The organism is Pseudocoprococcus catus (assembly GCF_019734885.1).
Taxonomy (GTDB): domain Bacteria; phylum Bacillota; class Clostridia; order Lachnospirales; family Lachnospiraceae; genus Coprococcus_A; species Coprococcus_A catus.
On the sequence record NZ_JAAXCM010000011.1, the window covers coordinates 1 to 13,016 of the forward strand.

Annotated in this window: 14 protein-coding genes and 2 tRNA genes; 3 read left to right on the forward strand and 13 right to left on the reverse strand. The window is 41.3% G+C overall.

What is annotated here, in order from left to right; translation table 11 throughout:
• The first annotated feature begins 4 nt into the window (after positions 1-4).
• Positions 5-77: transfer RNA gene (locus HED67_RS01255), tRNA-Gly, on the forward strand.
• Positions 78-226: 149 nt separating this feature from the next.
• Here the strand turns inward: HED67_RS01255 and HED67_RS01260 are convergent.
• The 4 genes from HED67_RS01260 to HED67_RS01275 all read right to left on the reverse strand — a co-directional run bounded on the left by HED67_RS01260 (position 227) and on the right by HED67_RS01275 (position 2,914).
• Complete coding sequence (locus HED67_RS01260) at positions 227-592, reverse strand: hypothetical protein (protein WP_215632204.1); 366 nt, start codon at positions 590-592, stop codon at positions 227-229.
• A gap of 12 nt (positions 593-604) precedes the next feature.
• Positions 605-805, reverse strand: a complete 201-nt coding sequence (locus tag HED67_RS01265) for a hypothetical protein (protein WP_215632205.1) — start codon at positions 803-805, stop codon at positions 605-607.
• A gap of 184 nt (positions 806-989) precedes the next feature.
• Positions 990-1,331 carry a molecular chaperone Hsp90 gene (locus tag HED67_RS01270; RefSeq protein ID WP_215632206.1) on the reverse strand — a complete coding sequence of 114 codons (342 nt, stop codon included), beginning with the start codon at positions 1,329-1,331 and terminating at the stop codon, positions 990-992.
• 95 nt (positions 1,332-1,426) lie between these two features.
• A complete protein-coding gene (locus tag HED67_RS01275) occupies positions 1,427-2,914 on the reverse strand; it encodes a DUF1846 domain-containing protein (RefSeq protein WP_221717287.1) in 1,488 nt (495 codons plus the stop codon).
• A gap of 189 nt (positions 2,915-3,103) precedes the next feature.
• Between HED67_RS01275 and ybaK the strand changes: the two genes are divergently transcribed.
• Entirely contained in the window at positions 3,104-3,583 is a 480-nt protein-coding gene (gene ybaK, locus HED67_RS01280; RefSeq protein ID WP_221717288.1) for a Cys-tRNA(Pro) deacylase, read from the forward strand.
• A gap of 109 nt (positions 3,584-3,692) precedes the next feature.
• On the opposite strand, the gene HED67_RS01285 is transcribed toward ybaK, so the two are convergent.
• Positions 3,693-4,886, reverse strand: coding sequence for an ATP-grasp domain-containing protein (locus HED67_RS01285; protein WP_221717289.1), 1,194 nt, complete (start codon positions 4,884-4,886; stop codon positions 3,693-3,695).
• A 177-nt stretch (positions 4,887-5,063) separates the two neighbouring features.
• Here HED67_RS01285 and HED67_RS01290 point away from each other — a divergent pair, with 177 nt between their 5' ends.
• Positions 5,064-5,354 carry a putative quinol monooxygenase gene (locus HED67_RS01290; RefSeq protein WP_221717290.1) on the forward strand — a complete coding sequence of 97 codons (291 nt, stop codon included), beginning with the start codon at positions 5,064-5,066 and terminating at the stop codon, positions 5,352-5,354.
• A gap of 100 nt (positions 5,355-5,454) precedes the next feature.
• Here the strand turns inward: HED67_RS01290 and HED67_RS01295 are convergent, their stop codons facing one another.
• The 8 genes from HED67_RS01295 to HED67_RS01330 form a co-directional block, all read right to left on the reverse strand.
• The gene (locus tag HED67_RS01295; protein ID WP_178440334.1) at positions 5,455-6,132 is read right to left on the reverse strand and encodes a response regulator transcription factor; all 678 of its coding nucleotides are present in this window, start codon (positions 6,130-6,132) and stop codon (positions 5,455-5,457) included.
• A gap of 10 nt (positions 6,133-6,142) precedes the next feature.
• Positions 6,143-7,924 (reverse strand): molecular chaperone DnaK, encoded by a 1,782-nt coding sequence (gene dnaK, locus HED67_RS01300; RefSeq protein ID WP_221717291.1) that lies wholly within the window; start codon positions 7,922-7,924, stop codon positions 6,143-6,145.
• A gap of 146 nt (positions 7,925-8,070) precedes the next feature.
• Positions 8,071-8,820, reverse strand: coding sequence for a hypothetical protein (locus HED67_RS01305; protein WP_221717292.1), 750 nt, complete (start codon positions 8,818-8,820; stop codon positions 8,071-8,073).
• A gap of 20 nt (positions 8,821-8,840) precedes the next feature.
• On the reverse strand, positions 8,841-9,527 hold the full coding sequence (locus HED67_RS01310) for an ABC transporter ATP-binding protein (protein ID WP_178440349.1): 687 nt from the start codon (positions 9,525-9,527) through the stop codon (positions 8,841-8,843).
• Positions 9,527-9,892 carry a GntR family transcriptional regulator gene (locus tag HED67_RS01315; RefSeq protein WP_221717293.1) on the reverse strand — a complete coding sequence of 122 codons (366 nt, stop codon included), beginning with the start codon at positions 9,890-9,892 and terminating at the stop codon, positions 9,527-9,529. Before HED67_RS01315 ends, HED67_RS01310 begins: the two co-directional genes overlap by 1 nt.
• 232 nt (positions 9,893-10,124) lie before the next feature.
• Positions 10,125-11,039: a LysR family transcriptional regulator gene (locus HED67_RS01320; protein ID WP_221717294.1), complete on the reverse strand. Its 915-nt coding sequence runs from the start codon at positions 11,037-11,039 to the stop codon at positions 10,125-10,127.
• A 32-nt stretch (positions 11,040-11,071) separates the two neighbouring features.
• Entirely contained in the window at positions 11,072-12,763 is a 1,692-nt protein-coding gene (locus tag HED67_RS01325) for a M3 family oligoendopeptidase (protein WP_221717295.1), read from the reverse strand.
• A 69-nt stretch (positions 12,764-12,832) separates the two neighbouring features.
• Positions 12,833-12,903 (reverse strand) — tRNA-Trp (locus HED67_RS01330).
• Between the last annotated feature and the right edge of the window lie 113 nt (positions 12,904-13,016).

Sequence of the window (13,016 nt, forward strand, 5' to 3'; positions counted from 1 at the left end):
TTATGCGCGAGTGGCTCAGTTGGTGGAGCACGACCTTGCCAAGGTCGGGGTCGCGGGTTCGAGTCCCGTCTCGCGCTCTTCTTAATATATAAAGGGGATATCCTAATGGATATCCCCTTTATATATTAAACGAGTCCTGCCGGACTCGAACGTTCGAGGTCTACGTTTCACTTCGGTCCGCGCATAACCAACGTCCACTGGACGTTGTGCGCCGTCTCGCGCTCTTTTATTTGATTGTCAGCAGAATATTGCCGCAGTCGCTATATGCTTCACACACCATGTCATAGTTCCTTTGCATTGGTATTGCTTTTTTATTCTCATCTAACAGTGTGATTTTCTTTATGCTATATTCAGCAATAAAAGAACTATCTACAAAAAATCTATATCTTTTATTGTATTCAAGCTCTGTTGCATCTACCTGATGTACGAGTTTGAATGTATTGTTTTTGACAAAATCATCATATTCTATTTCTGCAAATCTGACTCGGGCTAATGGTACGGATGTTTTTCCCGTCTGCCTTGTACTTTGTTTTTCTTTTTTTGAATTCATAATCAATGCAATGATTATGATGAACACCAGAATTCCCCACATCTTCAACACCTCCTATTTTTCTTCTAATTCAGCAATTTTTTTATTTACAGCCGCAAGTGCTTTTTCAAGTTCTTCATCAGACATATTCTGTATCATTCTGATGATTTCTCTCTTCGTAAAACCAGCAATAAACTCATGATCAAGTTCGTCGAGTTTGTCATGTTCATCAGACTTTTTCCAGAATAACTTCTTAAACTTCATTAATCCCAACATATGCTACCTCTTTTCTTTCTCACAATTATTTATTGTTTCTTGATGGTTTTATTTTATCAAACACATACTATTCACCTGTTCCCAGAATGCAAAAAAATCGAGTAAAGATTTTCGCTCCATCTTTACCCGATTTCTTTATACTTATATCCATTTTGATGCTGCTTCTAAGTCAATCACCTTTTTATTATGCGAGAAAAAGTGCTTTGTTATCCATCACTCTTTTGCCTGCTGTACATCCAGGACAATCGCAATATTCGATTCCTTTTGCCAGAAGTTCCTCTTCATGGGCAAGAATTCCTGCTGCCGCTTCTGCTCCCAGATGTTCCTTAGCCGCATCTGTTTTCATAAATGCGATAACGTCTGCGCATTTCATGACATCTGCTTCACATTCTGCAACAAGCTTCTCGGCTTTATCATGTTCATCTGCTGTTCCTACAGCATCCAGATAGTTCTGTGCTGCATCCTTCAGTTCCTGACAAGCGCTTCCTGCCTGCAAAATTTCTTTGACCATTTCTGTTTTTGTCATGATAATAACTCCTTTCACAAAACGCACATTTCGTTTTAAATGATCTGGCACATTGTTTTCAAAATACCAATGTACCGGATGATTCATTTTCAACACTAATTGTTATGGAAAAGTTTTTTGTTTTGATACTTCGGTTCGCACGTTAAATTAATACGAAGTCTTCTGAAAATGTCTGTATCTACAGATGATAAAATAACTGAACAATGTGCGTTGCAATTCTTTAACATTGGCAGACAATCCAGTGCTTTCTTCGCATTCTCGTTGGAAGCTGCGCTGACAGAAAGAGCAACCAGTACTTCATCTGTATGCAGTCTCGGATTATGATTGCCCAAATAATTCACTTTCAGTTCCTGAACCGGACGAATAACTTCTGATGCCAATAAATGTTCATCATCCGGAATATCCGCCAGGACTTTCAATGCATTCAACAGCATTGCGGACGCCGCGCCAAGCAGTGCCTTATTCTTGCCGGTAACAATTCTTCCATCCGGAAGTTCAATGGCTGCTGCCGGTTCCCCTGTCTCCTCTTCTGTTGTCTTAGCCGCAACAGCAACAGCATAATCTGCTGTGGAAAGGCCTTCCTGGTTCAAAAGCATTTCCAGCTTGCTGATCTCCGCCTTATTCTCCTTGCCCTTCTTCTGCTCACAAAGGGCAATATAATAACGGCGGATCATCTCTTCTCTGGCGGCTTTCTTCACCGCTTCATCATCAAAAATACAGTTGCCGGCCATATTCACACCCATGTCTGTCGGTGACTGATACGGCGACGTTCCTGAAATCGTCTTAAATATCGTCTGCAGGACAGGGAAAATCTCAACGTCTCTGTTATAATTAATGGCAACCTTGCCATAGGCTTCCAAATGGAAAGGATCAATCATATTGACATCATTCAGATCCGCAGTTGCTGCTTCATAAGCAAGGTTCACCGGATGTTTCAGAGGAATATTCCAGATTGGGAAAGTCTCAAACTTCGCATAACCTGCTTTAATACCGCGCTGATGCTCATGATACAGCTGAGACAGGCATGTTGCCATCTTGCCGCTCCCCGGTCCCGGAGCTGTCACAACGATCAGTGAACGCTCTGTCGGAATATAATCATTCTTGCCAAAGCCATCCTCACTGACAATCAGTGGAATATTCGCCGGATAACCCTCGATCATATAATGTCTGTATGCAGCCACACCAAGATCACCTAGTCGCTTAATAAATCCGTCCGCGGACTGCTGTCCCTGATACTGTGTGATCACAACACTTCCCACATAAAGCCCCACACTTCTGAAAAGGTCGATGAGTCTCAGTACTTCCTGATCATAGGTAATACCGATATCGCCTCTCTTCTTGTGCTGATCAATAGCAGATGCACTGACTGCAATTACAATCTCTGCCTGGTCTTTTAACTTCAAAAGCATCTGCAGCTTACTGTCCGGCTGGAATCCCGGAAGAACTCTGGATGCATGATAATCATCAAAAAGCTTACCGCCAAATTCCATATAAAGCTTGCCGCCGAACTGAGCCATTCTCTCTCTGATATGTTCTGACTGCATATTCAAATATTTTTCATTATCGAATCCTATCTTTCCCATCTTTGTCTCCCTTTCTTTGACATTCTTATTAATCGTAACACCTTCATCGACTTCATGCAACAAAAATTATGATTTATTTTTTTCAGCTAATCCTTTTCTATTTTTACGGATGGACATATTGATGAAAATACTATAAAATATAACCGACTAACAATGTTAAACAATGCATAAAATACAGGAGGACTTACAATGGGTAAAGAAGCCAAAACCAATGCTATGCGCATTTTGGATAAGAATAAAATCCCTTATGAAATGAACACATACACCTGTGACGAATTTATTGACGGCTGCCATATTGCCGATCAGCTTGGTCAGCCTTATGAACGCAGCTTCAAGACACTGGTCACTGTCGGAAAAAGCAAGAACTATTTCGTATTTGCTATCCCTGTTGATAAGGAACTGAACTTAAAAGCCGCTGCCAAGGCTGCCGGTGAGAAGAATGTTGAACTGATCCATGTCAAAGATATCAATGCTATTACCGGTTATATCCGGGGCGGCTGTACACCAATCGGTATGAAGAAGCAGTTTCCGACATTCATCCATGAATCAGCTGCCAACTTTGACACGATTATTATCTCCGGAGGGCGTATCGGTGTTCAGCTGATTCTCTCACCTCAGGATCTGAGCAAAGTTACCCGGGGCCAGTTTGCAGATATTATCATGCACTGATCCCAGATAGATTTTTCATCTGCCTGCTTATAACAACAGGGACATTCTCATGATCTGCCATGAAAATGTCCCTGTATTTTATCCATCTGTTAATCAGTATTCAATGTCCTTACACGGCTGCAAAAACATAACTGATGAAATCATCCATAGCCTCTTTTGTTGAAAAACGGGCCAGATAAAGTCTGTCTCCCATCGCTGATGCCAGAACTTCTGGAAGCTCTGTTGTCATCATAATGTCATCCTTATATGCAGCCATCACTTCTTCATAGCTGTGCAAATAATGTTTTTCCTTTCTGCATCCTGCCGAAACACAATAGTATTTATCCGGATAATCTTCCTTTGTCAGCCGGTCAAAAGCAATCATATCCGCCCAGTCTTTGTAGACATCTGTACTGCAGGCATAATTGATCATATCCGGTGTGAATCCGCCTGACGGTCTGTAATTCACTTCCAGACCAATAATCTTGCCTTTTTTGCCAAGATAGGCATGATCTTCTGTCAATCTGAAAAATTCAAAATGAACAAAACGGCTCTTTACGCCAAATGATTTCACAGCTGCTCTGCCTGCTGTGCGAACATCATCCGCAATATGTTTTTCAATATAGAACACACTGTCATCGTGATTATTGACACTATCCATAATTGAAATAGGCGTATGATTGCCTGTTTCAAAAATCGGTTCTCCTCTGCTGTTCATAATCGCATCGTAAGAATAAATTTCTCCCGGTACAAATTCTTCCATTATAAATTGAACGCCATGGAAATCTTCTTCATGAAATGCTCTCAGCTCATCTTCATTCTTCAATTTGTATGTTGTTGTCGCACCAACACCATTATCCGGCTTGACAATAACCGGATAGCCTACTTTTACAACAAATTCCAGACTTTCCGAAAGATCCGTCACCAAATGATATCTGGCCGTCGTAATTCCAGCCTTGGCATAATATGGTTTCATTTTAGATTTATATTTCACATGTTCCATATCTACAGTCTTCATACCAGGAATATTGAAATCCGTCCTCAGTCTGGCATCCTGTTCCAACCAGTATTCATTATTGCTTTCAAGGCCATCCATCGGACCATGCTTATAGCACAGAAAAGCCACTGCACGGTACATCTGAGCATAATCTTCCATGCTGTCCACCTTATAATACTCTGTCAAAGCTGCTTTCAATGAGTCTGTCAGATTCTCATAAGGTGTATCACCAATCCCAAAAACATTCACGCCATTTTCATGCAGCTGAACACAGAAATTCTCATAATTTGTTGGAAAATGTGGCGAAATAAAAATAAAATTACGCATAATCATACCCTCTTCTTCATAGTCTCTCTTTTGACTATAAAACATCTTCCAATATCTGTCAAGTATCACATTAGCTTGATTCAAATTTAAAGGATTAAAGTGCAAAATTCAGCCGTGTATGCTATACTATTCAGGTATGAGGCAATAAAACAATCGGTTTATAACAGGAGGTTTATAATGATCCAATTACATGTCACCTATACAATGAAACCCGGCATCCATCCAAAAGCATTTTTTGATGCTTTAAATGCTGCCAATATTCCTTCATTATGTCGGCACGAAAAAGGTAATATCCGTTATAGTTATTATCTTCCGGCTGATAATGATAACCAGCTCTTTCTTCTTGAAATATGGAAAAACAACGATGCACTTACAGATCATCAGCAGACATCCCACTTCCTGCAGATTCCGTCCATCAAAGAAAAATACGTTGCACACACTGATCTTCAGCGTTTTGAATTCGAATAAATGCGCATTGCAAAAAAACTTCAATACAGATTGAAATGATACATCTGATCTGTATTGAAGTCTTATTCTCTATTTCAATTAGCTATGACAGCTGAACCCCTTAATCAACATGGACTTCCGCTTTATATCCAATTCCTCTGACAGCTTTCAGATCAAACTCAGGATACTTTCTGAACTTGTTCCGAAGACGATTGACATGCACATTCAATGTTGACTGGGACGTCTCCGTTGTGAGCCCCCAAATTTCATCCATCAACTGTGTTCGGGTAAATATCTTGTCAGGATAAGAAAGCAGCTTATACAAAAGCCAGAATTCCTTTCTGGGCAATGTCTGTCTGTCACCTTTTCTTGTAACTGATAAAGAATCACAATCCAAAACAACTTCTCCAATCCGCAGCTTCTTGTCATAATTTCTGCCTGCTCTTCTAAGTACAGCGCGAATCCTCAGCAGCAGCTCCTCATCATCCACATTCTTGGGAAGATATTCGTCCACTCCAGCCATATAACTCTTTCTAAGGCTTTCTCGATCCTTTCGTTCAGTAAGCACCATCAATGGCATCTCTGAATACGTATCCCGAAGCTGCCCCATCAAATCATAAGCATTCAAATCTGTCAGATTATCTCCGAGAATAATAAAATCAATATACGAAGTTTCAAGTACTTTCAGAACATCTTCTCCACCGGACGCCTGAAGAACAGAATAACCTTCCCGTCTCAACAACTGATACAGTCGTCTTCTGTAGGATCTGTCACTGTCTGCGATTAATATCTGAAACATTTTGCCTCCTTTACCTGTTTTCATCACTTTCCGCCATCGAAAAAAGCTTTGCCGTTAAGTTCTCCAGGTTTTCCTTCTCCGTGCGAAGCTGTTGGAACTCATTCTCCTGCATCTTCATCGGTTTCATCTTCACAACAGACTTCTTCAGTTGGTTCATCGCTGACTTAATCTGATGCTTTTCGCTGCGATCCAGCTGCTTACCGACCTTTTTCAGTGCCTGATCTGTCTTGGCGATCAAAACTTCTGAGTCCGAATGAAGTTCAAAATAGCTTTTTCTCTCACCGTCTTCCTGTTCGTACATCTCTGCCTCACGAACCGCCTGCTGTATCTCCTCCTCTGAAAGATTCGACCGTGATGTGATTGTAATCTGCTGAGCCTTTCCGGTTCCCATGTCTTTGGCAGCTACCGTCAAAATACCATTAACATCAATATCAAATGTTACTTCAATCTGCGGTACACCGGCCATGGCACGCTTAATGCCGCTTAATTTGAAGTTGCCAAGCAGTGTATTGTCTCTGACAAACTGACGTTCACCCTGATATACCTTGATATCAACTGATGTCTGGAAATTCGCCGCTGTTGTAAAAATCTGACTATGTCTGGCCGGTATCGTTGTATTCCTCGCAATCAAATGCGTCGCAATACCGCCGACAGTTTCAATAGAAAGTGATAATGGTGTAACATCCATCAGGATAATGGAACCTGCCGCAGAATTCTCCGGCAGATTGCCGCTTAACTTGCCGGCCTGGATAGCTGCTCCCATTGCAACACATTCATCAGGATTAATCCCTTTGGACGGCTCCATTCCAAGCATTCTCCGAACCTTGTCCTGAACAGCAGGAATACGTGTAGAACCGCCAACAAGCAATACCTTCGACAAATCTCTGGCAGTGATTCCCGCGTCCTTCAAAGCATTCTGCACAGGTCCTGCCGTTCTGTCCACCAGATCATGTGTCAGTTCATCAAACTTCGCCCGTGTTATACTGATCTCCATATGATGCGGAGTATCCTTTACTACCGTCAAAAACGGAAGATTCACTGTTGTGGCTGTGGATGAAGAAAGTTCTATCTTCGCTTTCTCCGCTTCCTCACGAACACGCTGGACTGCCGCTTCATCATGACTCAGATCTATATGATCACTGGCCTTAAATTCTGCCAGCAGATAATCTGTCAGACGATCATCAAAATCGTCACCTCCCAGATGATTATCTCCGGAAGTGGACAATACTTCGATCAGACCGTCCCCAATTTCAATAACAGATACATCAAAGGTGCCGCCTCCCAGATCATAAACCAGTACCTTCTGATCTTCTCCATTATTCAGACCATACGCAAAAGCCGCCGCCGTCGGCTCATTAATAATTCGCGTTACATTCAGTCCGGCAATCCTTCCCGCGTCCTTCGTTGCCTGACGCTGCGCATCGTTAAAATAAGCAGGTACCGTAATCACCGCATCTGTCACCGGTTCACCCAGATAATCCTGTGCATCCTTCCTGAGCTTTCTCAGGATCATAGCTGAAATCTCCTGAGGCGAATAGCATTTGCCGTCTATATCTGCTCTGTAGTTCGTCCCCATTTGCCGTTTAATTGATGAGATCGTCCGTTCAGCATTCGTCACCGCCTGTCTCTTCGCAGGCGCTCCCACCAGACGTTCACCCTTCTTTGTAAACGCAACAATCGAAGGGGTTGTTCTCAACCCCTCCGCACTTGTTATAATAGCAGGTTCTCCGCCTTCGAGGACAGCCACACAGCTGTTGGTCGTTCCAAGATCAATACCTATTGCTCTGCTCATATCTCAACCTCCGACATATATCTCAACAGTCTCTCACATTGTACTGTTTTATCCTATGTAGAAGTTATCATAGCTTAGAATTATTAACTTAATATAAACTATTGCCATTTCATTGTTTTTTAATATTTTTAATAAACGGCTTATATTTAAAGTGATAATTCCTTATTCAAAATGTAACCTGTTGCCACATAACATGCACCTGCAAATAAAATATCAAATATAGAAAAAACAGCCATCATACCATTTACGGATGCCATGTCTGCCCAGATCAAAATCTGCACAACAACAGCGCTTACTGCAATATTCAACACGCAATAAATGACAAAACTGATCAACCCCTTGCAGCGCATACCTGAAAAAATCGTAATACATAATGTGATAGCCAGAAATGCGGATGTCACCATTCCAACCCAGCTGAATACAACCTGTATAATGGACCACACAATAAGCATGCCGTCAACATTCACCTGCAAAGCAAAACTGAATAATGATTTCATCTGATCAAACAACGTCTGCAACTCTCCGTACTTGGCACATACCATGGTGATATCTGCGAATCCAATAATTCCAAAGATAATCGCTGCTGCTGCAATAGAAAAAAAACCTGTCAGAATCTTGCTTCCCATAATTTCATAAACATTATAAGGTGTCATAAAAAGCATATAGCCACTCTTATCCCTTATATCATGATAATAAGTAATAATTTCTTCCAGGCCAACAATAACAAAGGTGACCGAGGCCAGAAATGTCAACATTCCGGCAGCAATGGCCATGATTTCTTCTTTGCCCAAAAGCATACCTGCCAGAAAAGCAACCTCCAGCAGCGCTAAAATTGCTCCAATAATCACTTTGGATGTTCTCTGTTTGATGAGTTCATATTTTATCAGCTTTAACATAACCTTATTCCTCCTGGATTCTAACCATAAATCTGACGATACAGATCCGTAACAGATTCCCCGCGTTCCTGTCGAATCTCTTCTACATCACCCATTAATACAATCTGTCCGTCTTTCATGAAAATAGCCTTATCAATAATTCGTTCCAATTCCTCTACCAGATGACTTGAAATTACAACAGAAGCATTGTCACTCATATTCGTCAGAATTGTGTTGACAACTTCATCTCTGGCCAGAAGATCGATCCCGTTTAACGGCTCATCCAGCAGATACAGCTCTGCCTTTCTTGACAAAGTCACAGCAATCTTCAGCTTCGCCATCATACCTGAGGATAAATTTCTCACCTTCATATTCATCTCCAGATCCATATCTGCGATCAGCTTCTCAAACTGCTGTGCATCAAAATCATCAAAGAAATCCTGATAATATCTGCCCACATCCTTAATCTTCATATAGCTGTAAAAATAACCTTCTGTCGGCATATAAGCAATATGTTTCTTCGTCTCGGCACTGATCTTCACACCATCCAATCTCATCTCCCCTTCATCCGGAACAATCAGACCGGCTGCCATCTTCATCCATGTGGACTTGCCGCTGCCATTCGGCCCAAGCAATCCATAAATATGCGCATCCTCTATAGCAACGGACATTCCATTCACCGCAAACTTACCGCCATACCTTTTCACAACATTCACACAATCAAGCATCATAACTCCTCCTTTGCATACCTCTCTCTCAGCAGCTGTATCATCTCATCCAAACCGATACCGATTGCCTGCATTCCCTGAAGAAATGTATCCAGACAATCCTCTGCCATCTCTGACTGTAACATCTTAATCATTCCTGAATCCTCCGTAATAAATGTACCCATCCCCCGCTTTGTATAACAAAGCCCTCGACTCTCCATTTCCTTATAAACTCTGCTGGCTGTATTCGGATTGATCTGATACTGCACAGCCAGTTCCCTGACCGACGGAAGCTTCTCTCCCAGGATTAATTCTCCCTGAATCAGTCTTCTGCTAATATCCTCAATCACCTGCAGATAAATTGGACGGTCATTCTCATATCTCAATCAAATTCCTCCTTTACCTTGTCTGTATTCATTATCATTCTGTTCTAATGAGTATAACTGTACTATCATTATAGTACACTAGTGTCATATGTTTGTCAAGTGTTTTTCCATTTTAAATAGCAGGATTGTCGTAAAGTTTTTCCGCAAACATAGCTTTGACTTATCGTTCGCATAAAGAAGAGGATATGATCGGTTCTTTCCAATCATATCCTCTTCTTTAAAATACTGTCTGTTATTTAAATGTTTCTATATTAAGCCCCGACCTGAGTGCAATCATCTCTTCCAGTCGATGTTCTCCTTCCTTTTTCCACATCGCCATAAAATAAAGTTTTGCTTCCGGTCTGTGTGTCGCCAGTGTATGAATCTTCGGATTCTTATACTTTCTTACCATCGAAGCAGGCATCACAACACATCCCTCACCGCTTTCCATGATAAAACTCATATCCAGTGTGCTTTCACAGAAGTGAATGGATGGTGCACAGCCGATAGCCCCCAACATTCGCACAACCTGGGACATACCTCGAAACTCTTTATCAATGATGTATAAAGGTTTCTCGGATAATATCTGCTTTATGCCTTCAATCCCTGCGGTCTCTACTGGCTCACCGCGATAGACAACAACCATTTCATCTTCGTAAAGGACTCTGTATTTCAGCGACTCATTCACATCTTCTTTCGTCCCCATAAATACACCCATGTTCAATGTTTCCTCACAGATATCACGGTTAATGTCCAGATATTCACCCATTTTAAAAATAGCCCTGAGTGTCGGCATCTCCTGCCTGAGCTGATGAACAGCTTCTGCTACTCCCAGGTGAAAAATCGGTGAATCACCCACCCTGTTCTCAACACCTATAAAAACATTACGCTTTCCCTTCTTTTCTATATCCTCAGTATTTTTTAAAAGGATCGGTATCGTATCCATACGCATGAGAATCACCTTGGCTTCATTCAAAAAGACTTTGCCCGCCGGTGTAAGACGTACGCTGCGCTTGTCTCTTTGAAGAAGCACCATGCCCAGTTCCCTTTCCAGATCTGCAATCTGTTTACTGAGGGCAGACTGGGATATAAAAAGCGTTTCCGCAGCTCTGCTGAAATTAAGCGTATCAGCTACTGCCGCAAAGTATTTTAACTGTCTTATTTCCATTTGTGTCATCCGCCTTTCTGTAAAGCCGGCAATTACTGAAAAATCTTTTTTCTGAGTTTCTTCATAATGCCCTCAACGGTTCCCTCACTGAAAGGATCGCTCAAATTACCCTCATCAAGAAGTTCCAGATAGCCTTTGCTTCCTCCCATTGTACATAATCTATAATAATCCTTCCAGGCTTCCTCGCGATCATTCAAAGACCGGATATAGTATTCAAATGCTCCCATAGAAGCAAGGGAATAATCAATATAATAGAACGGACACATAAAAATATGCTGTTTCTGCATCCAGAAACCTCCAGCTTCAAGAAATGCATCTCCATCGTAATCTCTCCACGGCATATATTTTTCTTCAAGCGAATGCCACAACTTATACCGCTCCTTCGCATCTGTCATTTTCTGAGCGTAAACCTCATGCTGAAATTCATCCACGCAGGCCATATACGGAATGACTCTGAGTCCCTCCTCAAGATGTGTCCTTCGATATTGATCAGCTTTTTCTTTAAAGAAATATTCCATCCAGGGGTAGGTAAGATATTCCATAGACATCGAATGGATCTCTGCAACCTCAGAAGTAGAAAATGCAATTTCATCCGGTACACCGCCTCTGGTAGCTGTATAAGCTTCAAATGCATGTCCTGCCTCATGGGTCAGAACATCTACATCCGCTGATGTACCATTAAAATTCGAAAAAATAAACGGTGCCATCAAATCAGGCAGAAATGTACAATATCCGCCCTGCATTTTTCCCGGTCTTGTTTCAAGATCAAACAGTTCATGCTCAACCATAAAATCAAAAAATTCACCAGTCTCCTTGGAAAGTTCATGATACATCTTCTGTGCCAGCTTAACCTGCCCTTCTGTTTTGCCGTAAGGCACTGCATTACCTTCAGGTGATGTCATATCCTCATCATAATAGTATAAATGATCTATTCCCAATCGCTTTCTCTGTTCCTCATAGATATCAGCAACAAGAGGAACAACGAACTTTCTAATCATTTCCCGGTATCTGGCAACATCTTCTCTGTCATAATCAAAACGTTCCATAGAAAGATACCTCATCTCTGTATAATCTTTAAAACCAAGTACTTCTGCCTGTCTGATTCTGTTATCAATCAACTTTGTATAAATATCATTCAAGTCATCTGCAATTGACTGATACAGCTCTGACCATGCTGTCAATGCCGCCTTCCTGATTTTACGATCCGGATCCTGCATCTTTTTCAATAAACCATAAAAGTTAAGGGTTTCACCATTAAACTGTATAGAAGGTGCTGCAGCTGTTTTATGGTATAATTGAACCAGGTTGCTTTCTTCCACCTGATTGTCAACATTATTCTTATTAACAAGCTTCATCAGCCGTTTCATCCGCACAAAATATAACTCACCGTATTTCGTCTTCAGATCTTCCAAATAAACGGAGTTAAGCACTGCTTTCTGAAATTCCTGCATTTCAATATCTATCAGCGGCATATTTTCGTAAAAGCACTGCATTTCAGCCTCATAAAAAGCATCCTTTGTATCAATTGTATTTCTGATTTCAGCAACTGTTGCCATTGTTCTCAGGTGCATATTCTCCTTATTGACCTTTTTGAAAACTGACATGGCTTCCTCTTTGGATTCTGCCTTTTTCATGCTTTCAACAGCAATTCTGATCAATTTTTTAGTTTCCTCAAAATCAGGACGAACGTACTTATATTGCGAAAAAGTTGTAAAACTGTCCATTATCCAAAACCTTCCTTTGATTTTTCTCTTTACATAAAAAAAGCATCTGAGTTCCCTCAGATGCTCGAGCAGGGGTACCAGGATTCGAACCCGGACCAGCGGTTTTGGAGACCGATACTCTACCATTAAACTATACCCCTATATTACTATTGTAATAAATTTAAAGTGCCATGTACCTTCAAAACTGCATATCATAAAACACTCTGCCATAGAACCGCTCTCTTAACTCTGGCTCTTTTCGGGTATGTTCTCT